The organism is Serratia sp. SSNIH1, from assembly GCF_002935055.1.
In the GTDB taxonomy this organism is placed as follows: Bacteria; Pseudomonadota; Gammaproteobacteria; order Enterobacterales; family Enterobacteriaceae; genus Serratia; species Serratia nevei.
In genome coordinates this window covers 4,159,304-4,180,089 of the sequence record NZ_CP026383.1, presented here as the reverse complement: position 1 = coordinate 4,180,089, position 20,786 = coordinate 4,159,304, and the positions used below count along the sequence as shown (strand labels likewise).

Here is a 20,786-nt window from a genome sequence, read left to right as displayed (position 1 = left end):
GCATTTACGTCGCCATTTCTCCGAGGATCTCATGTCATTACCGTCAGGCGTTTCCGCCCGGCCGGCGCTGCCCGGCGCGCGCCTCTTTCAGGGCAGCCACCAGGGTTACGTCATCGCCATTATCAGCGCCATGCTGCTGGCCTTTACCGCCATCATCATCCGCGCGCTGACCGAGTACTATCACCTGCCGACCTTTGTGCTGGCGTTCTGGCGCGCGGCGCTGGTGGCGCTGGTGCTGTTGCCGCTGCTGTTGCTGGTAAAACCGCAGTGGGCGCGCCTGCGCCGTGAACAGGTGGTGTTCTACGCGCTTTACGGGCTGCTGCTGGCGCTGTTCAACAGCCTGTGGACGCTGTCGGTGGCGCTGAACGGCGCGTCGGTGGCGACCATTCTGACTTACTGCTCGGTGGGCTTTACCGTGTTCCTCGGTTGGGTGATGTACAGCGAACGCCTGACGCTGCGCCAATTGCTGGTGATCGCCATCAGCCTGGGCGGCTGCTTCCTGGTCAGCAACGGCGACAGCATGGGGAACAGCCACTTCGATCTGCTGGGGCTGCTGGTCGGGATGCTGTCGGGCATCGGCTATACCCTGTATACCCTCGGCGGGCGGGTGGCCAGCGAACGCGGCTATCCGGTGTGGAACACTATTCTGTACGTGTTCGGTTTTTCGGCGCTGTACCAGCTGGCGTTCAACGCGGCGTTGACGGCGTTCCCGCTGGCGGCGTTCCACGGCATGGCCGGCGACCTGTGGTTCCTGTCGCACGGCGCACAGGGCATTCAGTGGAGCGGCTGGCTGTTGCTGCTGGCGCTGGCCGCCGGGCCGACGCTGCTGGGCTTCGGGTTGTATAACATCAGCCTGAAAACGCTGCCGCTGGCGGTGGCCAACCTGATCCTGTCGCTGGAGTTGGTGTTCACCGCGGTGATCGCTTATTTCCTGCTGGGGGAAAGCATGAATCAGCTGCAGCTGCTGGGCAGCGCGCTGGTGATGGGCGGGGTGCTGCTGTTGAAAAGCAAGACCGCCGAGGCGTGATAGGCTACCATTACGCCTCGCAAGAGAGACCGTAAGATGAATAACCCGAGATTGAAACGAGCGCTTATCGCTTGAATGGCCGTGTTGAGTGAACGACAACACGGCCACAGACATTCCGTTCCGTGGCTTTTATTCCCGTAACAAGAGAATACGCCATGTCCGAAAAACACTGGTCCAAAACCGAGCTGCTGCATCAGACGGTGACCAACCCGAATATAATCGTCAAAGGCACCCACAGCTACTACAGCGACTGCTGGGATAACAGCTTCGAGCGCTCGGTGGTGCGCTATCTGCACGGCGACGCGGTCAGCCGGCAATGGCAGCCGCTGGGCGACATAGACCGCCTGCTGATCGGCGATTACGTGTGCATCGCGGCCGAAGCGGTGATCCTGATGGGCGGCAACCATACCCATCGCATCGACTGGCTGAGCCTGTATCCGTTTATGGCAACCATCAAACAGGCGTACCGCCCCAAAGGCGATACCCGGCTGGGCGACGGTTGCTGGATCGGCATGCGGGCGATGCTGATGCCGGGAATCTCGATAGGCGAGGGGGCGATCGTCGCCGCCGGCAGCGTGGTGGCCGGCGATGTTGAGCCTTATGCCATCGTCGGCGGTAACCCCGCGCGGTTTATCCGTTGGCGGTTCACGCCGGAGGTTATCGTGCGGTTGCTTGCCTTGCGCCTCTATGACTTGTCCGAGGCGGACTTTGCGGTGATTCTGCCCCTGCTCGCCGATGACGATATCGAGGCGTTGGAAAGGGGAATTGCGGCCCTACGCCGTTAAACACAACGGGCGGGGGATCCCCGCCCGTTTCGCGTTACTCGGCTTTGGCCTCGGCCGCAGGTTGGCGGCGTTTGCGCATCAGGCGCAGCAGCGGCGGCAGCGCCAGTACCGCGACCGCCAGCACCAGCAGCGTTTGCGCGATGCTGCTGCTCCACAGAATGCCGAACTCGCCGTTGCTGATCGACAGCGCGCGACGCAGATTTTGCTCCAGCATCTCACCCAGCACGAAGCCCAGAATCAGCGGCGACATCGGGAAGTGCATTTTCCGCAGGATGTAGCCGAACACGCCCAATCCGACCATCAGCAGCAGGTCGAAGGTGGTGCTGTGCACCGCATAAACCCCCACCGCCGACACCGCGGCGATCGCCGGCACCAGGAACCACAGCGGGATGGTCAGCATGCGCGTGAACAGGCCGACCAGCGGCAGGTTCATGATCAGCAAAATGACGTTGGCGATCAGCAGCGCGGCGATCAGCCCCCAGACGATATCCGGCTGTTCGGTGAACATCGCCGGGCCGGGGGTGATGTTGTACAGCGTCAGCGCGCCCATCATCACCGCCGTGGTGCCGGAACCCGGCACCCCCAGCGTCAGCATCGGAATGAACGAGCCGCACGCCGAGGCGTTGTTGGCCGCTTCCGGCGCCGCTACGCCGCGGATGTCGCCCTTGCCGAAGGTGTCGCTGTTGCCGCTGATTTTCTTCTCGGTCATGTAGGTCAGCGCACTGGCGATGGTAGCGCCGGCGCCCGGCAGAATGCCGACGAAGAAGCCGATCACCGACGAACGCAGGGTAGGGCCTGCGCACTGCGCCGCCTCTTTGCGGTTGAACAGCAACCGGCCGGTTTTACGCACCAGCTTTTGCCCGGCGCTGGTGCTCTCCAGCATCAGCAGGATTTCACTGACCGAGAACAGGCCGATTACAACGACGATGAACTGTACGCCGTCGGAGAGGTGCACGCTGTCGAAGGTAAAGCGGTAAACGCCGGTGTTGGCGTCAACGCCCACCGTCGCCAGTCCCAGGCCGATCAGCGCCGCCAGCAGCGATTTCAGCGGGTTCTGGCTCATCATGCTACCGAGGCAGGCGATGGCGAACACCATCAGGGCGAAATACTCCGCCGGGCCGAAGGCCAGCGACCAGCGGGCCAGCAGCGGCGCGAACAGGATGATGCCGCCGATGGCGATCATCGATCCGACGAACGAGCTGACCGCCGAGATGGACAGCGCCACGCCGGCGCGCCCCTGCTGCGCCATCGGGTAGCCGTCCAGCGCGGTCATGATCGCCGCCGCGTCGCCCGGCACGTTGAGCAGAATCGACGAGATGCGCCCGCCGTACTCGCAGCCGATATACACCGTCGCCAGCAGGATCAGCGCCGATTCAGCCGGCAGCTTGAGGGCAAACGCCAGCGGCAGCAGGATCGCCACGCCGTTGATCGGCCCGAGGCCCGGCAGCAGGCCGACGATGGTGCCGACGAAGCAGCCGATCAGGGCGATAATCAGGTTCTGCGGCACCAGCGCCACTTCGAACCCTTGGGTCAAATACATCCAGGTATCCATCATCGCTCCCGTTAGCTCAGCCAGGCGCCGAGCGGCAGTGTGACATCGAGAAGTTGGTCAAAGGCGTAATACAGCGCTGCACCCATGACGACGCCGGAAATGGCCGCCGCCGGCAGGCTGGCCTGAAACAGCAGGCCGATGCTGAACGTCAGCAGCGCGGTCGCCAGCGGGAAACCCAGCCATTCAAAGCCCCAGGCATACAGCACCAGGGTGATCACCAGCACCAGCAGCCGCTGCAGCACCTTGTTGTGCGGCCACTCCACCGCCTGCGGGCGGCGCAGCAACAGCAGGGCTGCGCACAGCGCCATCAGGCTGAGGATCGCCAGCGGGAACGGGCGCGGCCCCAGCGGTTCATAGCTATATTCGCTTTGGATGCCCCAGCCGATGAACAGCCCGCCGATACACAGCAGCAGCCAGAAACCGGCAAAAATACGATCGCTCATGGTTTTCCCCTGCGGTTATTTGGCCAGGCCGAATACTTTTGCCTGCTCACGGTATTGGGCAACCTGATTCTTCACGTAGGCGTCCAGCTCTTTGCCGGTCATGTTGAATTCGAACAGGCCGCGCAGATCGCGCTGCTGCTTGAATTCGTCGGTCGCCATCATTTTCTGGAAGGTGTCGATCCACCACTGATACTCTTCATCGCTGACTTTCGGCCCGACGTAGAAGCCGCGAATGATCGGCCACACCAGGCTGTATCCCTGCTCTTTGGCGGTTGGAATGTCGGCCAGCTGGCCCGGCAGACGTTGCTCGGCATACACCGCCAGCACGCGGATCTTGTCGCCCTGCAGATAAGGCACCATCTCGCTCAGGTCACCGGAGACCGCCTGGATATGGTTGCCGAGCAGCGCGGTTACCGGCTCGCCGCCGCCTTCGAAGGCCACATAGCGCATCTTGCGCGGATCCACGCCGACTTCGCGCGCCAGCAGCGCGGTTTTCATCCAGTCCTGGCTGCCGATGGAGGCGCCGGCGCCGAACACCACGCTGTTGGGATCTTTTTGGAAGGCGTCCATCAGATCTTTCAGGGTTTTGTAAGGCGAGTCGGCGCGCACCGCGATCATGCCGTAGTCGGTACCGACCGCCGCCAGCCATTTCACGTCTTCCACGTTATAGCGGCCGAACTTGCCCTGGGACAGATTGAGCAGCGAGCCGCCGGAGAAGGCCACCACGGTGCCGAACTCCGCCGGGCGCTGCGCGACGATGGCGTTGTAGGCCACTGCGCCGACGCCGCCGGGCATATAGGTGACGCGCATCGGCTTATCGATGGCCTTGGTGTCCTGCAGCGACACCTGAATCAGCTTGCAGGTCAGATCGAAGCCGCCGCCGGGCTTGGCCGGCGCGATGCATTCGGTGCGTTTGGGCGCTTCCACGGCAAAGGCCTGATTGGCCGCCAGCAGCAGGGCGGCGGCGGTAAAGGTACGGGTCATTATTTTTTTCATTGTGACTTGCCCTCGGTATTGTTCTGGTTGTGAAATCCCGCCGGGTGCGGTTGCAGGATTGTTAAAACAACAACCTTTCATTTACCTTTCAGCGGCCGGAAAAGTTTCCAGTCTGTGATTGGGGTCGCTTGTCGCGAGCGAAGAGCGGGTGCACTACCATAGAAAGGAAGAGAAGAACAGGGGGCAAAACCGGCCAAAATCCTGCGTAATATCAGGTTTGCGGTTCTGCTCTCGCGATAGAATCATGAGCAATAAAATGAATAGAGACGCAGTAATATGTTTTCGTTAGGGAAATTGTTTGGTGGCAGGGACAGCGCCAAAGTGTGCGCGATTAAACGGCTGCCGGAGGTCTATGCAGAGATGACCGGTGAAACCGGGCAGTGTCGTTTAAAGCGGCTGCGTGCCGATATTGGCGTATTTGAGCTGCATTTCGTCAATGCCTACGGTGAAAAGTATGCCTGCCAGATGACCGCCTGCGTGACCGGCATCGATCTGGTGTTTGCCGCCAACAATCGCTCCGTGCTGGTGTCTTCACCGTTTACCGCCGACAAGCTGCGCCCGGTGCTGGACATTGCCGTTGCCGACAGCCCCGTTCCGCTGAGCTGATACCGGCCTGCGATCGCGCTCCATATGCATAATTGTGTGCCAGCTCCCAAAACTGGCGGCGCGGCACTCTTTTATCCCCTTATTTTCCATGCCATTCTCTGTTATCGACCTGTTAACAAGCACGCTATCGGCGTCAGGTTGTTCAGGTAAATCAATGGAATGGAAACATGCGACTGTTATTGGTTGAAGATCACCCCGAGCTGTCTCACTGGTTGCAAAAGGCGCTGACCGGCGCCGGCTTTGCCGTCGACGTCGCCCCGGACGGCGTGGCGGCCGATCATCTGTTGCTCAACGAACGCTATGCGCTGGCGGTGTTGGATGTGGCGCTGCCGCGTTTGAACGGCCTGGATTTGCTGGCGCGCCTGCGCAAGCGCGGGCAGGATCTGCCGGTGCTGCTGCTGACGGCGCGCACCGACGTGGCCGATCGGGTGAAGGGCCTGAATCTGGGGGCGGACGATTACCTCACCAAGCCGTTCGAACTGGATGAGCTGGAAGCGCGCATTCGGGCGCTGCTGCGCCGCAGCGTCGGCGCCGCGCAGCCGGCGTTGCAGTATGGCGCGTTGACCTATCACGACGAAGGCTATTTCCTGCTGGAGGGCAAGCCGCTGGCGCTGACGCCGCGCGAACTGGCGGTGTTGACCGCGTTGATGCACCGCCGCGGCCGCCCGGTGGCCAAGCAGCAGCTGTTTGAGCAGGTGTTTACGCTGTCCGATGAGGCCAATCCGGAGAGCATTGAGCTTTACGTACACCGTTTGCGGAAAAAGCTGCAGGGCAGCGACGTGGCAATCATCACGCTGCGCGGTCTGGGTTACAGCCTGGAGCGGTGCAATGCGGTGGTTTAACGCGCCGCGTTCGTTGTTCTATCAACTGCTGCTGTTTTTTGGCCTGCCGCTGGTGGCGTTGGGCGGCATCTCGATCTACACCCACTATTTCAGCGCCATGAGCGCCGCCACCCTGGCTTACGATCGCACGCTTCTGGCGTCGGCGCGCACCGTGGCGGAGCGGCTGGTGGTGCGCGACGGCAAACTGGCGGTCGATGTGCCCTATGTGGTGCTCGACAGCTTCGAGCGCAACATGAACGACCAGCTCTATTACGAGGTGATCTCGCCGCAGGGGAAAAGCATTTCGGGCTATGACGATTTGCCGCCTTTGCCGCCCCATATCCCGCGCTCCACGCTCTACCCGGCGCTGGTGCATTTTTACGATGCGGAATACCTAGGCCGGGCGATCCGCGTGGCGGCGCTGTTTCAACCGATCAACGAGTCGGGCGTGAGCGGCATGGCGACCATTCTGGTGGCGGAAACCCTGGAGTCGCGCCGTTACCTGGCGCGACAGATGATGATCGCGGCGCTGTTGAGCCAGGGCACGGTGGTGGTGTTAACCCTGATTCTGGCGTTCGCGCTGCTCAAGCGGGTGTTGAAGCCGATGCGCAAGCTCTCCGGCATCATGCTGCGGCGCGATCCGGGCGAGTTGACGCCCCTGCCGCGGGTATTGCCGTGGTCAGAGATGCAGCCGCTGCTGGTGGCGTTCAATCGCTATATCGAACGGCTGCGGCTGATGGTGGCGCGCCAGGAGCGTTTCAGCGCCGATGCTTCGCACCAACTGCGCACGCCGCTGGCGGTGTTGAAGACTCAGGTCGGGGTGGCGCTGGCCAGCGACCGGCCGCAGCAGTGGCGCGAAAGCCTGCAGGCGATGAGCACGACGCTGGATAATACCGTGGCGCTGACCGACCGCCTGCTGCATCTCTCACGCCTGAAGGCCAGCGAGCACCAGGCCGAGCGCCAGCTGCACCCGGTCAATCTGGCGCAGGTGCTGCGCGACGCCTGTTTTTCCCGCTTGCCGCAGGCGCGCAGTAAACAGATCGATCTCGGGTTTGAAGGCGAGGCGGCGTGCCAGGTGGCGGGGGAACCGCTGCTGTTGGCCGAACTGTGCGCCAACCTGCTGGACAACGCGCTGAAATACACGCCGCGCCAGGGCGTGGTGACCGCGCGCCTCACTCAGGATCAGGCGTCAGGGGAAGGCGTGCTGGAGATTGAAGACAGCGGCCCCGGCATCGCCTTGCAGGACAAGGCGCTGGCGCTGCAGCCGTTTCATCGGCTGGACAACGTGGGCGATCAGCCGGGCGCCGGCCTGGGGCTGGCGCTGGTGAAGGACATCACCGCGTATCACGGCACCCGCCCGGAGCTGCTGAGCTCCGCCGCGCTGGGCGGCCTGTTGGTGCGGGTGCGTTTCAGGCTGCTGCCTTAAGCCTGTTCTTTGCAGGATTCGACGTCGGCCGCCGGGGCTTTGGCTTTACGCGTCAGCGGCGTGCGCAGCCGCTGCGACAGAATAACGCCCAGCAGGGTGATGCCGCCGCCGATCAGGTGGTAACCGTGCAGCTGTTCATGCAGGAACAGCACGGCGATAGCGGCGGTAAACACCGGCGCCAGGTTCATAAAGATCGAGGCGGTGTTGGCGCCCAGGCGCATCACGCCCTGGATCCAGAGGAAGGGAGCGATGATCGAAGCCGGAATGCCGGCGAACAGCACCAGCGGCAGGTTATGGCCGTTCAAGCCGACATCCTGCGCCATCAGGAAATTAGGCAGCAGCAGCAGCACGCCGAACAGGATCTGCACGTACAGCGATTGCCAGTTCGGCAGCGCGATGGCCCAGCGTTTGGTCAACACGCCATACAGCGCGTAAGAGGCGGTGGCGAGCAGCATCATCAATTCCCCCTTGCCGATACCGTGCTGCAGCAGCACGCCGGGCTGACCGCCGCTGACCAGCCAGATCAGGCCGCAGAAGGAGAGTATGCTGCCGAGCAGCACGCCGACGGTTGGCGCAATGCGCAGCAGTACGATGCTAATCAGGATGGTCAGCAGCGGGATCAGCGATACGATGATGCCCATAAACAGCGCGCTGACGCTGTGTGCGGCGTAATAGGCCAGGCTTTGGTACAGCACCATGCCCAGCAAACCGAGGATCATCAATTTCCACCAGTTGGCGCGCACCTGCGCCCAGTTGCGCAGCACGCCCGGCAGCACGAACGGCGTCAGGGCAATCAACGCCAGCAGCCAGCGGTAGAGCGAGATGGCCGCCGGATCGATGGCGGTGGCGGAGAGTTTGCTGACGACGGCGTTAATCGACCAAATCAGCACGGCCAACAGCGGGAAAAGCATATTCATGATAATTATTCTCAATGACGTCCAACATGCTGGCTAGTCTACGCGTGTCCGGTTTATCATATATAGCGATATCCAGACAAAAATCGGCGTAAACAAGACAAATCACGGGACGAAACCATGCCAGAAATCCGCCATTTCCCCGAGTCGCTGATCCCAGCGCCGAAGCCGGTGCAGTTCCGCTGCGAGGAGTTCAACGCGCGCACCGAATTCCAGCCGCACAGCCACACCTGGGGCCAGTTGATGTGGGTCAAAGCCGGGGTGATGGTGCTGCGCATCGGCGGGCAGCGCTTTCTGGCGCCGCCGGAGTTCGTGCTGTGGGCGCCGGCCGGCATCGAACACTCCTGCTATAACCAGCGGCTGGCGCAGTGCCGCATGGTGGACATCACGCCGGCGCTGTGTGCCGGCATGCCGGCCGACCCTTGCCTGGTGAGCGTGACGCCGATATTCCGCGCTATCGCCGAGGATTTCTATGCGCGCAAGCAGTACATTCCGCAAACGGAAGAGGATTTGCGCCTGTGCCAGGTGCTGATCGATCAGCTGCGCCTGTCGCCGCGCCAGCAAACCTATCTGCCGTCGTCGGACGACAAATTTTTGGCGCCGGTGCTGGAAGCGCTGGAGCACTGCCCGGCGGACAACACCTCGCTGGCGGCGTGGGCGGCTCGGGTCTACACCACCGAGCGCACGCTGTCGCGCCGCTGCCAGCATGATCTGGGCATGTCGTTCAGCGAATGGCGCCAGCGCCTGCGTTTCCTGCATGCCGTGTCGCTGCTCGAGCAGGGCAAGACCGTGCAGGACGTGGCGCTGGACGTCGGCTACAGCTCCGCGTCGGCGTTTATCGTCATGTTCCAGCAGATCGCCGGCACCACCCCTGAGCGCTTTCGCCGTGCCTGATTCAGTGGCACACTATTTCGCAGACAAATAGCCGTAAACCGTCGGAGAACGCAGTGAAAATTCTGGTTGATGAAAATATGCCGTACGCGGCCGAGCTGTTCAGCCGCCTGGGCGACGTGCAGGCTGTGCCGGGCCGCCCGATCCCGCGTGAGGCGCTGGCGGATGCCGATGCGCTGATGGTGCGTTCGGTCACCAAGGTCAATGAAGCGTTGCTGGCCGGCAGCCGCATCGGCTTTGTCGGTACCGCCACCGCTGGCACCGATCACGTCGATGACGCCTGGCTGCAACGGCAGGGCATCGGCTTTTCCGCCGCGCCGGGCTGCAACGCTATCGCGGTGGTCGAGTATGTGTTCTCTGCCTTGATGCTGCTGGCCGAACGCGATGGCTTCCATCTGCGGGATAAAACCGTCGGCATCATCGGCGTGGGCAACGTCGGTTCCCGCCTGGACGCGCGCCTCAAAGCGCTGGGCGTACGCACGCTGCTGTGCGATCCGCCGCGTGCCGATCGCGGCGACGCCGGGGAGTTTTGGCCGCTGGAGAAGCTGGTGGCCGAGGCCGACGTGCTGACCTTCCATACGCCGCTGAATAAATCCGGCCCATACCATTCGCTGCATCTGGCGGACGCCGACCTGTTGGCGGCGCTGCCGGACAACCGCATTCTGATCAACGCCTGCCGCGGGCCGGTGGTGGATAACGCCGCGTTGTTGCAGGTGCTGGAAAAGGGCAAAAAGCTGAGCACGGTGCTGGACGTGTGGGAACCGGAGCCGGATCTCTCCTTGCCGCTGCTGGCGCGGGTGGATATCGGCACTGCGCACATCGCCGGGTATACGCTGGAAGGCAAGGCGCGCGGCACCACTCAGGTGTTCGAAGCGTTCAGCCGCCATCTGGGGCAGCCGCAGCAGGTGGCGCTGGCCTCGCTGCTGCCGGTGCCGGAGTTCAGCCAGATCCGCCTCAACGGGCCGCTGGATGAAGCGCGGTTAAAACGATTGATGCACTTGGTGTATGATGTGCGCCGCGATGATGCGCCGCTGCGCAAAGTCGCCGGGCAACCGGGCGAATTCGATCGCCTGCGCAAGCACTATCAGGAACGCCGCGAGTGGTCGTCGCTGGCCGTGCAATGCGATGACAGCGCCAGCGCCGAGCTGCTCGGCAAGCTGGGTTTCAGCGTGGCATAGCGCGTAAGGTTGTCTTAAGCCAACGCCGCTACAGTGAGCGGCAAAGATTATCGGGCGGTGGTTGCACTGCCCGTCTGCTTTTATGAATGAAATACTCTGGAGAAAACCCGATGTCTGACGGCTGGAATATCGCGCTGCTCGGCGCCACTGGCGCGGTAGGTGAAGCGTTGCTGGAATTGTTGCAGGAACGCCAGTTCCCGGTGGGTGAGCTCTATCCTCTGGCAAGCGAACGCAGCGCGGGCGCCAATGTGCGCTTCAACGGCAAGTCTCTTCTGGTGCAAAACGCCGAAGAGTTCGACTGGTCACAGGCGCAGCTGGCCTTCTTCGTTGCCGGCAGCGAAGCTTCCGCGCGCTATGCCGAAGAAGCCGGCAACATGGGCTGCCTGGTGATCGACACCAGCGGCCTGTTCGCCATGGAGCCGGATGTGCCGCTGGTGGTGCCGGGCGTTAACCCGCAGGTGCTGGCGGATTACCGCAACCGCAATATCGTGGCGGTGGCCGACAGCATGGTCAGTCAGCTGCTGACGGCGATCAAACCGCTGACCGAACAGGCGGGGCTGTCGCGTCTGCACGTCACCACGCTGATGTCGGTATCGTCGCGCGGCAAGGTGGCGGTGGACGACTTGGCCGGCCAGAGCGCGCGCCTGCTGAACGGCATCCCGGCCGAGGAAGGCGTTTTCGGCAAGCAGCTGGCGTTCAACCTGTTGCCGCTGATTGCCGACGAGCAGGGCAGCGTGCGCGAAGAACGCCTGATCGTCGATCAGGTGCGCAAGGTGCTGCAGGATGAAGGGCTGCCGATTTCGGTGAGCTGCGTTCAGTCGCCGGTGTTTTACGGCCACGCGCAGGTGGTGCACCTGGAAGCGCTGCGCCCGCTGTCCGCCGAAGAGGCGCGCAGCGAGCTCGAAGAGGTCGAGGACATTCAGCTGAGCGAAGAGGACGATTACCCGACTCAGGTCACCGACGCCTCCGGCAGCGATGCGCTCAGCATCGGTTGTCTGCGTAACGATTACGGCATCCCCGAGCTGTTGCAGTTCTGGACGGTCGCGGACAATGTGCGCTTCGGCGGCGCATTGATGGCTATCGAAACCGCCGAGCGTTTGGTGCAGGAGCAGATGTACTGATGTCTGAGGTGGTCTCGCCCGTTCAGCCGACGCTGAAAATTGCGCTGGGCATCGAATATGACGGCAGCCGGTACTACGGCTGGCAGCGGCAGCAAGAAGTGGCCAGCGTGCAGCAACGCCTGGAGCAGGCGTTGAGCAAGGTGGCGGATGCGCCGATTAGCGTGCTGTGCGCCGGGCGTACCGACGCCGGGGTGCACGCCACCGGGCAGGTGGTGCATTTCGAAACCACCGCGCGCCGCAAGGACGCCGCCTGGACGATGGGGGTAAACACCCATCTGCCGCCGGATATCGCGGTGCGTTGGGTAAGCCCCGTCGCCGACGATTTTCACGCGCGTTTCAGCGCCACCGCGCGCCGCTACCGCTATATTATTTTCAACCATCGCTACCGGCCGGCGGTGCTGCAACAGGGGGTGACGCATTTTTATCACCCGCTGGACGCCGATCGTATGCATCGGGCGGCGCAGGCGCTGCTGGGCGAAAACGACTTCACTTCGTTCCGCGCGGTGCAATGTCAGTCGCGCACCCCGTGGCGCTGCGTAAAACACGTTAAGGTTACGCGCTACGGCGAATATATTGTGGTAGATATCAAGGCGAATGCCTTCGTGCATCACATGGTTCGCAACATCGTCGGCAGCCTGATGGAGATCGGCTGCGGCAATCAGGATGAGAACTGGATGGCCGAGTTGCTGGCGCTGAAAGATCGCAACCTGGCGGCGGCGACGGCGCGAGCCGAGGGGCTGTATCTGGTTGCCGTGGATTACCCTGACCACTTTGGTCTACCGCGACCGCCGATGGGGCCGCTGTTTTTGCCCGACGATTAAACGCCGGCACGCCTGAAAGCGTCGCTCCCTTGTGCTTCTGCCGGGTGACTGAAACACCCGGCATCAATGAGAGAATTTATGGACATCATCAAGTTTATTATTGATTTCATTCTGCATATTGATGTGCACCTGGCCGAACTGGTCGCACAATACGGCATGTGGGTCTACGCTATTCTGTTCCTGATCCTGTTTTGCGAAACCGGTCTGGTGGTGACGCCGTTCCTGCCGGGGGATTCTTTGCTGTTTGTCGCCGGTGCGCTGGCGGCGTTGCCGACCAACGATCTGAACGTGCACACCATGGTGGCGTTGATGGTGGTGGCGGCGATCCTCGGCGATGCGGTGAACTACACTATCGGGCGATTGTTCGGCGAGAAGCTGTTCAGCAACCCGAATTCGAAAATTTTCCGCCGCAGCTATCTGGACAAGACGCACCAGTTCTATGAGAAACACGGTGGGAAAACGATTATTCTGGCGCGATTCGTGCCGATCGTGCGTACTTTTGCGCCGTTCGTCGCCGGTATGGGGCATATGTCCTATCGCCACTTCGCCGCCTACAACGTGATTGGCGCACTGGTTTGGGTGCTGCTCTTCACTTATGCTGGCTACCTGTTCGGCGATCTGCCGGTGGTGCAGGAGAACCTGAAACTGCTGATCGTCGGGATCATCATCGTTTCGATTCTGCCGGGCGTGATTGAAATTTGGCGCCACAAGCGCGCCGCCGCCCGCCAGCAAAAACAATAAAAACATCGCTCAACCTGTCGGTTCGACCAGTTTTTTGTCCACAGCGTCGGGCCGATATGGTTTAATGAGCGACATTATGGTCTGTTCCTGCGAACAACCCTGAAGCCGATGCCTCAGTCGCCGCGCTTGCCGCGCCGCGAACGGGCATTTTTTCATTGGGGTGTTTTCGGGGGGATTGTTAAAGCATGAACAGCGGACTGGCGTGTGCCAGGTTCAAACAGAAAGGTCATCGATGAGCTGGATTGAACGAATTCTTAACAAGAGCAATATCACACAAACCCGTAAGGCGAGCATTCCTGAAGGGGTCTGGACCAAATGCGACAGCTGCGGCCAGGTTCTCTACCGCGCCGAGCTGGAGCGTAATCTGGAAGTGTGTCCGAAGTGCGACCACCATATGCGTATGAGCGCGCGCGCGCGTCTGCATACCCTGCTGGATGAAGGCAGCGAAGTGGAGCTGGGCAGCGATCTGGAGCCGAAAGACGTTCTGAAATTCAAGGATTCCAAGCGCTATAAAGATCGTCTGGTCGCCGCACAGAAAGCGACCGGCGAGAAAGATGCGCTGGTGGTGATGAAGGGCACGCTGTACGGCATGCCGATCGTCGCGGCGTCCTTTGAATTCGCCTTCATCGGCGGTTCGATGTCTTCCGTGGTTGGCGCGCGTTTCGTGCGTGCGGTTGAGCAGGCGCTGGAGGACAACTGTCCGCTGGTGTGCTTCTCCGCCAGCGGCGGCGCGCGCATGCAGGAGGCGCTGATGTCGCTGATGCAGATGGCGAAAACCAGCGCGGCGTTGGCCAAAATGCAGGAGCGCGGCTTGCCGTACATCTCCGTGCTGACCGACCCGACCATGGGCGGCGTCTCCGCCAGCCTGGCGATGCTGGGCGACATCAACATCGCCGAGCCGAAAGCGCTGATCGGCTTTGCCGGCCCGCGCGTGATCGAGCAGACCGTGCGCGAGAAACTGCCGCCGGGCTTCCAGCGCAGCGAGTTCCTGATCGAAAAAGGCGCGATCGACATGATCGTTCGCCGCCCGGAAATGCGCCAAACGCTGGCGAGCATTCTGTCCAAGCTGACCAACCAGCCGCAGCCGCATTTCGATGAGGCCGCGCCGGTCATTGAGCCGGAGCAGCAGGCCGACGCCTGAGGCAAAGACGGATCCCGCCCGGGTTCAGCCGCCACTTTGTGGCTAAGTGACGGCTGATGCCCGTTCCCTGCCGGCCGCAGCCCTTCTCGCTGCGGTTTGCAGGCTGGCGGCAGTCACGAAGCGCATCGCCTTTACCGCGGTGAGGGTGGTGCCCTGATGGATTAATGAACCCAAGTTCAGTGATGGGACTCATGCAAAACCACCGAATTCCCCAAGCCACGTCGCCATTGAGCTCGTGGCTTTATTATCTGGAACGTCTGCACAGCCAGGCGATCGAACTCGGCCTTGAGCGCGTACAGCGCGTCGCGGCACATCTGGATTTACTGACCCCCGCTCCCACGGTGTTCACCGTTGCCGGCACCAACGGCAAAGGCACCACCTGTCGCACCCTCGAAGCCATTCTGCTGGCCGCCGGCCTGCGCGTCGGCGTCTACAGTTCGCCGCATCTGGTGCGCTATACCGAACGCGTGCGCATTCAGGGGGAAGAGCTGAGCGAAGCGGAGCACAGCCGCTCGTTCGCCGCCATTGAAGCCGGCCGCGGCGAAACGTCGCTGACCTATTTCGAATTCGGCACCCTGTCGGCGCTGCAGCTGTTCAAACAGGCGCGGCTCGACGTGGTGATCCTGGAAGTGGGGCTGGGCGGGCGTCTCGACGCCACAAACATCGTCGATCCGAGCGTGGCGGTGATCACCAGCATCGCGCTCGATCACACCGACTGGCTGGGCAACGATCGCGAAAGCATCGGCCGCGAGAAGGCCGGCATTTTCCGCAGCGGCAAGCCGGCGGTGGTGGGCGAACCCGACATGCCGAACAGCATTCGTCAGGTTGCCGAAACGCTGGGCGCGCCGCTGTATCGCCGCGGCGAAGCCTGGAGCTTCAGCGAGCAGGGAGATCGCTGGCAGTGGCAGGGCGGCGACACGCTGCTGACCGATCTGCCGACGCCGAATGTACCGCTGGCCAACGCCGCTACCGCGCTGGCGGCGCTGAACTGCTCCCCACTGGAAATCGACGAACGCGCGATCTTCACCGGGCTGCAACAGGCGACACTGCCGGGGCGTTTCCAGATCGTGCGGCGGGAGCCGACGCTGATCCTCGACGTGGCGCACAACCCGCACGCCGCCGGCTATCTGGCCGGGCGCCTGGCCAAACTGCCGCGCGACGGCGGCAAGGTGCGCGCGGTGGTGGGCATGCTGTCGGACAAAGACATCGCCGGCACGCTGGCCTGCCTCAGCGAGCAGGTGGATGAATGGTACTGCGCACCGCTCGACGGGCCGCGCGGCGCCAGCGTCGAACAGCTGGCGCAACATCTGACGGAACCGCGCCGCTTTAATGATGTCGAAACTGCCTGGCGGCAGGCTATGCAGGATGCTGATAAACAGGATATTGTGATCGTCTGTGGATCGTTCCACACCGTGGCGCAGGTGATGGCGGCGTTAGACGAGATGCGGGGAGTGTGAGTGGCGAGTAAATTTCAGAACCGACTGGTCGGAACCGTGATTCTGGTAGCGCTGGGGGTAATCATCCTGCCAGGGCTGCTGGACGGCAAAAAGAAGCATTACGAGGATGAATTCGCGGCCATTCCGTTGGTGCCGAAGGCGGGCGATGTCGAAGAGAACGACGTGCTGCCGCCGGTGACGCAGCCACTGCCGGCACAGCCGCCGGAAGGGGCGGGCGCGCTGGTCGAGCAGCAGGCGGCCAACGAAGCGGCGGCGCAACAGGCGGCGCGGCAGACTGCTCAGCAGCCGACGCAGGTGGCACCGCCGCCGGTCGAAACGCGTCCTCAACCGGTGCCGCAGCCCAAGCCGAAACCGGTAGAAACCAAACCGGTAGAAGTGAAGCCGAAGCCGACGCCGCAACCGAAGCCGGTGGAAGTGAAGCCGGCGCCGAAGCCGGAGCCGAAACCTGAACCGACGCCGAAGCCTGAACCGGCACCGCAGCCGAAACCGGCGGAAGAAAAAGCGCCGGCTGGACAAGCCTATGTCGTGCAGCTCGGGGCGTTGAAAAACGCCGCCAAGGCGAACGAGATTGTCGCCTCGCTGCGCCTCTCGGGCTATCGCGCCTTTACCGTGCCGTCAACGCCGGTGCAGGGGCAGATCACCCGCATCTACGTCGGCCCGGACGCTTCCAAGCAGAAGCTGCAGGCGGCGCTGCCGTCGCTGAACTCGATCAGCGGGCTGAGCGGGCAGGTGAAGCCGTACGGCCGTTAAACCCCGCAGGGGCGCAGCACGATGCGCCCCTGAATTAAGGAGTTGTGGAGAGAAAGCGAGAAAAACCGCGCCTTTTACAGGCGAAATCACCTATGTAGGCGCGGCGATTGGGAATTTTTTGATCGCCGCTTTTTATTTGTAACGTGGTAGGAAATCCCCTACGCAAACGTTTTCTTTTTCTGTTAGAATTCGCCGCGAATTGGATGCAGGGGCGATTCATCATTGGAATAGTTCATGGTCTGGATTGATTACGTCATTATAGCGGTGATTGGATTTTCGGCTCTGGTGAGCCTGATCCGAGGGTTTGTTCGCGAAGCATTGTCACTTGTGACATGGGGATGTGCGTTTTTTGTTGCCAGCCATTTCTACTCTTACCTTGCGGTCTATTTCACTCGTTTTGAAGATGAACTGGTGCGAAACGGCATCGCGATCGCGATTTTGTTCATCGCGACCTTGATCGTAGGGGCTATTGTTAACTATGTGATTAGCTCACTGGTAGAGAAAACCGGGTTGTCGGGCACCGACCGCGTGTTGGGCATCTGCTTCGGCGCGCTGCGCGGAGTGTTGATCGTCGCGGCGATCCTGTTCTTCCTGGACACCTTTACCGGCTTCTCACAAAGCGCCGACTGGAAACAGTCGCAGCTCATTCCCCAGTTCAGTTACGTCATCAGGTGGTTCTTTGACTACCTGCAGAGCACGTCGAGTTTCTTGCCGACCCAATTGCCGGGGCGGTAGCGCTGATGAGGAAAAGACAACATGTGCGGTATTGTCGGTATCGCCGGTTTCATGCCGGTAAACCAGTCGATTTATGATGCGCTGACGGTGCTTCAGCACCGTGGCCAGGATGCCGCAGGCATCGTCACCATTGACGCCCACAACGGGTTCCGTTTGCGTAAAGCCAACGGCCTGGTGAAGGATGTGTTTGAGGCGCGCCATATGCAACGCTTGCAGGGCAACATGGGCATTGGCCATGTGCGTTACCCGACGGCCGGCAGCTCGAGCGCCTCTGAGGCCCAGCCTTTCTACGTCAACTCGCCGTTCGGCATTACGCTGGCCCACAACGGCAACCTGACCAACGCCCATGAGCTGCGCCAAAATCTGTTCGAAAGCGGCCGCCGCCATGTCAACACCACCTCCGACTCGGAAATCCTGCTGAACGTGCTGGCCAGCGAGCTGGACCGCTTCCCGCACTACCCGCTGGAGGCCGACAACATCTTTACCGCGGTCGCCGCCATGCATCAGCAACTGCGCGGCGCTTATGCCTGCGTGGCGATGATCATCGGCCACGGCCTGCTGGCGTTCCGCGACCCGAACGGCATTCGCCCGCTGGTGATCGGCAAGCGCACGCTGGAGGATGGCCGCAGCGAGTACATGGTGGCCTCCGAGAGCGTGGCGCTGGATACCCTGGGCTTTGAGTTCCTGCGCGACGTGGCGCCGGGCGAAGCGGTGTACATCACCACCAAGGGCCAGCTGTTCACCCGCCAGTGCGCGGAGAACCCGAAAACCAACCCGTGCCTGTTCGAATACGTTTATTTCGCGCGCCCGGACTCCTTTATGGACAAGATCTCGGTCTACAGCGCCCGCGTGCGCATGGGCCAGAAGCTGGGTGAGAAGATCGCCCGCGAGTGGGAAGATCTGGACATCGACGTGGTGATCCCGATTCCGGAAACCTCCTGCGACATCGCGCTGGAGATCGCGCGCATTCTCGAGAAGCCATACCGCCAGGGCTTTGTGAAGAACCGCTACGTCGGCCGCACCTTCATCATGCCGGGCCAGCAGGCGCGGCGCCAGTCGGTGCGCCGCAAGCTGAACGCCAACCGCGCCGAGTTCCGCGACAAGAACGTGCTGTTGGTGGATGATTCCATCGTGCGCGGCACCACGTCGGAACAGATCGTCGAGATGGCGCGCGAAGCGGGCGCCAAGCGCGTGTACCTGGCTTCCGCCGCGCCGGAAGTGCGCTTCCCGAACGTCTACGGCATCGACATGCCGAGCGCCAACGAACTGATCGCCCACGGGCGTGAAGTGGATGAAATCCGCCAGATCATCGGCGCCGACGGGCTGATTTTCCAGGACCTGGACGATCTGATCGAAGCGGTGCGCGAAGAGAACCCGGACATCACCCAGTTCGAATGTTCGGTGTTCAACGGCATCTACGTGACCAAAGACGTCGACCAAAGCTATCTGGAATACCTGGAGTCGCTGCGCAGCGACGACGCCAAGGCGCTGCGGGGGCAAACCGAAGCGGAAAATCTGGAACTGCATAACGAAGGCTAACCGCCTGCGTTGCTCCCTCAGGGTGCATCGCCGCGTCTGCGGCGGTGCACCTTGCTCCTCTGACTTGCTTATCCCTCGCCATTGCGGCAAAGTCTGCCTGATCTTACTTTTTACGGCAGAGGCCATTTTCCATGAAACGACTCATCATCGGCATTTCCGGCGCCAGCGGCGCTATCTACGGCGTGCGCCTGTTGCAGGTTTTGCGCGACGTCGCAGAGGTGGAAACCCATTTGGTGATGAGCAACGCGGCAAGACAGACGCTGGCGCTGGAAACGCCGTACAGCCTGCGTGAAGTGCAGGCGCTGGCCGATGTGGTGCACGATGCGCGCGACATCGCCGCCGGCATCTCCTCCGGCTCCTTCAAGACCCTGGGCATGGCGATCCTGCCCTGTTCGATCAAAACCCTGTCCGGCATCGTCAACAGCTACAGCGACGGGCTGCTGACCCGGGCCGCCGACGTGGTGCTCAAAGAGCGCCGCCGTTTGGTGCTGTGCGTGCGGGAAACGCCGCTGCATTTGGGGCACCTGCGGTTGATGACCCAGGCAGCGGAGATGGGGGCGGTGATCATGCCGCCGGTGCCGGCGTTTTACCACCAGCCGAAAAGCGTGGAAGACATCATCGATCAGACCGTTAATCGGGTGATCGACCAGTTTGATATCGAACTGCCGACCGACCTGTTCACCCGCTGGCAGGGTGTTAATTAACAGTTTCGTCCCTAAATTGGTACATTTGTGCAACACCGCACTGAATTAGGGCGGAGTATGCACCATAATGATCCCACTTCATCACGCTCACTGTTTCATGGCGCCGCCTTGTCGCGGCTGCCAGTGGCGCGGCCCCGACCGGCCGATTTAATTTTGCGGTTATCGTCCCAGGAAACAGTATTGTGAAGGCCGGAGCCGTTCCCTCCGCCCGTAGCACCGAATGTGGCACGATTACTGCAAATTGATTTGGTGGGGAAAGTAATGCCCGTAGTGGCATCAAAAAAATCAATTTGAGGGTAATTTATGAAAAAGCGGGTTTTGATTTTGCCGTTAGTTCTGGCTTTGAGCGCCGCCAGCAGCGCCTTTGCCGCCATTCCTTCCACGCTGAAGATTGGCACCGATCCGACATACGCGCCGTTTGAATCCAAAAACGCCAAAGGCGAGCTGGTTGGCTTTGACATCGATTTGGCCAAAGAGCTGTGCAAACGCATCAATACCCAATGCACCTTCGTGGAGAGCGACTTCGATGCGCTGATCCCATCCCTCAAGGCGAAGAAGATTGACGCCATTATCTCTTCGCTGTCCATCACTGAAAAACGCCAGCAGGAAATCGCCTTTACCGACAAGCTGTATGCCGCCAACGCGCGTCTGATCGCGCCGAAGGGCTCCAAGCTGCTGCCGACCGCCGAAGCGCTGAAAGGCAAGAGCGTGGGCGTGCTGCAGGGCACCACCCAGGAAGCCTACGCCAACGCCATGTGGCAGCCGAAAGGGGTGACCGTCGTGCCTTACCAGAATCAGGATCTGGCTTATGCCGACCTGGCCTCCGGCCGTATCGATGCTGCTTTCCAGGATGAAGTGGCGGGCAGCGACGGCTTCCTGAAACAGCCGCCGGGCAAAGACTATGCGTTCGCCGGCGAATCGGTGAAGGATGACAAGTTCTTCGGCGTCGGCACCGGCATGGGGCTGCGCAAGACCGATACCGAGCTGAAAGCGGCGCTGGACAAAGCCTTCGCCGAGATGCGTAAAGACGGCACCTACGACAAATACGCGAAAAAGTACTTCGACTTTGACGTCTACGGCGGGTAATCCGCTTCCCGTTCCATGCTGTGACTGCGGGGCCGGTGCGCCGGCCCCGATG

At 61.7% G+C, this 20,786-nt stretch carries 21 protein-coding genes; 17 read left to right on the top strand and 4 right to left on the bottom strand.

Translation table 11 applies throughout. The annotated features are described in order from the left end of the window. Positions 1 to 31: 31 nt before the first annotated feature. Positions 32 to 1,027, top strand: a complete 996-nt coding sequence (locus tag C3F38_RS20165) for a DMT family transporter (RefSeq protein WP_038876475.1) — start codon at positions 32 to 34, stop codon at positions 1,025 to 1,027. A 155-nt stretch (positions 1,028 to 1,182) separates the two neighbouring features. After that, entirely contained in the window at positions 1,183 to 1,812 is a 630-nt protein-coding gene (locus C3F38_RS20160; protein WP_055313974.1) for a CatB-related O-acetyltransferase, read from the top strand. Between the two features lie 34 nt (positions 1,813 to 1,846). Here the strand turns inward: C3F38_RS20160 and C3F38_RS20155 are convergent, their stop codons facing one another. The 3 genes from C3F38_RS20155 to C3F38_RS20145 are packed head-to-tail and all read right to left on the bottom strand — an operon-like array spanning position 1,847 to position 4,803. Then, complete coding sequence (locus C3F38_RS20155; protein WP_016926872.1) at positions 1,847 to 3,364, bottom strand: tripartite tricarboxylate transporter permease; 1,518 nt, start codon at positions 3,362 to 3,364, stop codon at positions 1,847 to 1,849. An 11-nt stretch (positions 3,365 to 3,375) separates the two neighbouring features. Then, complete coding sequence (locus tag C3F38_RS20150; RefSeq protein WP_019453755.1) at positions 3,376 to 3,807, bottom strand: tripartite tricarboxylate transporter TctB family protein; 432 nt, start codon at positions 3,805 to 3,807, stop codon at positions 3,376 to 3,378. A gap of 15 nt (positions 3,808 to 3,822) precedes the next feature. Continuing rightward, positions 3,823 to 4,803, bottom strand: a complete 981-nt coding sequence (locus C3F38_RS20145; protein WP_038876466.1) for a tripartite tricarboxylate transporter substrate binding protein — start codon at positions 4,801 to 4,803, stop codon at positions 3,823 to 3,825. 276 nt (positions 4,804 to 5,079) lie between these two features. Here C3F38_RS20145 and C3F38_RS20140 point away from each other — a divergent pair, with 276 nt between their 5' ends. The 3 genes from C3F38_RS20140 to C3F38_RS20130 all read left to right on the top strand — a co-directional run bounded on the left by C3F38_RS20140 (position 5,080) and on the right by C3F38_RS20130 (position 7,656). Beyond that, the gene (locus tag C3F38_RS20140) at positions 5,080 to 5,409 is read left to right on the top strand and encodes a hypothetical protein (RefSeq protein WP_047730181.1); all 330 of its coding nucleotides are present in this window, start codon (positions 5,080 to 5,082) and stop codon (positions 5,407 to 5,409) included. Positions 5,410 to 5,576: 167 nt separating this feature from the next. Beyond that, complete coding sequence (tctD, locus tag C3F38_RS20135; RefSeq protein WP_038876462.1) at positions 5,577 to 6,251, top strand: transcriptional regulator TctD; 675 nt, start codon at positions 5,577 to 5,579, stop codon at positions 6,249 to 6,251. Beyond that, positions 6,238 to 7,656, top strand: coding sequence for a sensor histidine kinase (locus C3F38_RS20130; RefSeq protein ID WP_038876460.1), 1,419 nt, complete (start codon positions 6,238 to 6,240; stop codon positions 7,654 to 7,656). The genes tctD and C3F38_RS20130 overlap by 14 nt, the downstream gene beginning before the upstream one ends. Here C3F38_RS20130 and C3F38_RS20125 read toward each other — a convergent pair. After that, complete coding sequence (locus C3F38_RS20125) at positions 7,653 to 8,573, bottom strand: DMT family transporter (protein ID WP_055311859.1); 921 nt, start codon at positions 8,571 to 8,573, stop codon at positions 7,653 to 7,655. The genes C3F38_RS20130 and C3F38_RS20125 overlap by 4 nt on opposite strands. 117 nt (positions 8,574 to 8,690) lie before the next feature. On the opposite strand from C3F38_RS20125, the gene C3F38_RS20120 reads away from it, so the two are divergent. The 12 genes from C3F38_RS20120 (at position 8,691) to hisJ (ending at position 20,734) form a co-directional block, all read left to right on the top strand. Next, positions 8,691 to 9,464, top strand: a complete 774-nt coding sequence (locus C3F38_RS20120) for a helix-turn-helix domain-containing protein (RefSeq protein WP_047730183.1) — start codon at positions 8,691 to 8,693, stop codon at positions 9,462 to 9,464. A 53-nt stretch (positions 9,465 to 9,517) separates the two neighbouring features. Next, positions 9,518 to 10,639, top strand: coding sequence for a 4-phosphoerythronate dehydrogenase PdxB (gene pdxB / locus C3F38_RS20115; RefSeq protein WP_038876454.1), 1,122 nt, complete (start codon positions 9,518 to 9,520; stop codon positions 10,637 to 10,639). Positions 10,640 to 10,749: 110 nt separating this feature from the next. Continuing rightward, positions 10,750 to 11,760 (top strand): aspartate-semialdehyde dehydrogenase, encoded by a 1,011-nt coding sequence (locus tag C3F38_RS20110; protein ID WP_038876452.1) that lies wholly within the window; start codon positions 10,750 to 10,752, stop codon positions 11,758 to 11,760. Next, positions 11,760 to 12,581: a tRNA pseudouridine(38-40) synthase TruA gene (truA, locus tag C3F38_RS20105; RefSeq protein ID WP_055311861.1), complete on the top strand. Its 822-nt coding sequence runs from the start codon at positions 11,760 to 11,762 to the stop codon at positions 12,579 to 12,581. The genes C3F38_RS20110 and truA overlap by 1 nt, the downstream gene beginning before the upstream one ends. A 78-nt stretch (positions 12,582 to 12,659) precedes the next feature. Next, positions 12,660 to 13,322, top strand: coding sequence for a DedA family protein (locus C3F38_RS20100; protein WP_019453745.1), 663 nt, complete (start codon positions 12,660 to 12,662; stop codon positions 13,320 to 13,322). A gap of 232 nt (positions 13,323 to 13,554) precedes the next feature. Continuing rightward, positions 13,555 to 14,463, top strand: coding sequence for an acetyl-CoA carboxylase, carboxyltransferase subunit beta (gene accD / locus C3F38_RS20095; protein ID WP_033643880.1), 909 nt, complete (start codon positions 13,555 to 13,557; stop codon positions 14,461 to 14,463). A gap of 191 nt (positions 14,464 to 14,654) precedes the next feature. Beyond that, positions 14,655 to 15,920 carry a bifunctional tetrahydrofolate synthase/dihydrofolate synthase gene (folC, locus tag C3F38_RS20090; RefSeq protein WP_048234484.1) on the top strand — a complete coding sequence of 422 codons (1,266 nt, stop codon included), beginning with the start codon at positions 14,655 to 14,657 and terminating at the stop codon, positions 15,918 to 15,920. Further along, positions 15,921 to 16,670, top strand: coding sequence for a cell division protein DedD (gene dedD, locus C3F38_RS20085; RefSeq protein WP_038876445.1), 750 nt, complete (start codon positions 15,921 to 15,923; stop codon positions 16,668 to 16,670). A gap of 234 nt (positions 16,671 to 16,904) precedes the next feature. Continuing rightward, complete coding sequence (gene cvpA / locus C3F38_RS20080; protein WP_004936119.1) at positions 16,905 to 17,405, top strand: colicin V production protein; 501 nt, start codon at positions 16,905 to 16,907, stop codon at positions 17,403 to 17,405. A 21-nt stretch (positions 17,406 to 17,426) separates the two neighbouring features. After that, the gene (gene purF / locus C3F38_RS20075; protein ID WP_038876443.1) at positions 17,427 to 18,944 is read left to right on the top strand and encodes an amidophosphoribosyltransferase; all 1,518 of its coding nucleotides are present in this window, start codon (positions 17,427 to 17,429) and stop codon (positions 18,942 to 18,944) included. Between the two features lie 131 nt (positions 18,945 to 19,075). Next, positions 19,076 to 19,648 (top strand): UbiX family flavin prenyltransferase, encoded by a 573-nt coding sequence (locus C3F38_RS20070; RefSeq protein ID WP_038876440.1) that lies wholly within the window; start codon positions 19,076 to 19,078, stop codon positions 19,646 to 19,648. A gap of 303 nt (positions 19,649 to 19,951) precedes the next feature. Further along, positions 19,952 to 20,734: a histidine ABC transporter substrate-binding protein HisJ gene (gene hisJ / locus C3F38_RS20065; protein ID WP_019453740.1), complete on the top strand. Its 783-nt coding sequence runs from the start codon at positions 19,952 to 19,954 to the stop codon at positions 20,732 to 20,734. Positions 20,735 to 20,786 lie beyond the last annotated feature (52 nt).

Bases quoted from the DNA above. Each gene is read 5' to 3' on its own strand.
- C3F38_RS20165 (WP_038876475.1), top strand. From the start codon at position 32: ATGTCATTACCGTCAGGCGTTTCCGCCCGGCCGGCGCTGCCCGGCGCG.
- C3F38_RS20160 (WP_055313974.1), top strand. From the start codon at position 1,183: ATGTCCGAAAAACACTGGTCCAAAACCGAGCTGCTGCATCAGACGGTG.
- C3F38_RS20155 (WP_016926872.1), bottom strand. From the start codon at position 3,364: ATGGATACCTGGATGTATTTGACCCAAGGGTTCGAAGTGGCGCTGGTG.
- C3F38_RS20150 (WP_019453755.1), bottom strand. From the start codon at position 3,807: ATGAGCGATCGTATTTTTGCCGGTTTCTGGCTGCTGCTGTGTATCGGC.
- C3F38_RS20145 (WP_038876466.1), bottom strand. From the start codon at position 4,803: ATGAAAAAAATAATGACCCGTACCTTTACCGCCGCCGCCCTGCTGCTG.
- C3F38_RS20140 (WP_047730181.1), top strand. From the start codon at position 5,080: ATGTTTTCGTTAGGGAAATTGTTTGGTGGCAGGGACAGCGCCAAAGTG.
- tctD (WP_038876462.1), top strand. From the start codon at position 5,577: ATGCGACTGTTATTGGTTGAAGATCACCCCGAGCTGTCTCACTGGTTG.
- C3F38_RS20130 (WP_038876460.1), top strand. From the start codon at position 6,238: ATGCGGTGGTTTAACGCGCCGCGTTCGTTGTTCTATCAACTGCTGCTG.
- C3F38_RS20125 (WP_055311859.1), bottom strand. From the start codon at position 8,573: ATGAATATGCTTTTCCCGCTGTTGGCCGTGCTGATTTGGTCGATTAAC.
- C3F38_RS20120 (WP_047730183.1), top strand. From the start codon at position 8,691: ATGCCAGAAATCCGCCATTTCCCCGAGTCGCTGATCCCAGCGCCGAAG.
- C3F38_RS20110 (WP_038876452.1), top strand. From the start codon at position 10,750: ATGTCTGACGGCTGGAATATCGCGCTGCTCGGCGCCACTGGCGCGGTA.
- truA (WP_055311861.1), top strand. From the start codon at position 11,760: ATGTCTGAGGTGGTCTCGCCCGTTCAGCCGACGCTGAAAATTGCGCTG.
- C3F38_RS20100 (WP_019453745.1), top strand. From the start codon at position 12,660: ATGGACATCATCAAGTTTATTATTGATTTCATTCTGCATATTGATGTG.
- accD (WP_033643880.1), top strand. From the start codon at position 13,555: ATGAGCTGGATTGAACGAATTCTTAACAAGAGCAATATCACACAAACC.
- folC (WP_048234484.1), top strand. From the start codon at position 14,655: ATGCAAAACCACCGAATTCCCCAAGCCACGTCGCCATTGAGCTCGTGG.
- cvpA (WP_004936119.1), top strand. From the start codon at position 16,905: ATGGTCTGGATTGATTACGTCATTATAGCGGTGATTGGATTTTCGGCT.
- purF (WP_038876443.1), top strand. From the start codon at position 17,427: ATGTGCGGTATTGTCGGTATCGCCGGTTTCATGCCGGTAAACCAGTCG.
- C3F38_RS20070 (WP_038876440.1), top strand. From the start codon at position 19,076: ATGAAACGACTCATCATCGGCATTTCCGGCGCCAGCGGCGCTATCTAC.
- hisJ (WP_019453740.1), top strand. From the start codon at position 19,952: ATGAAAAAGCGGGTTTTGATTTTGCCGTTAGTTCTGGCTTTGAGCGCC.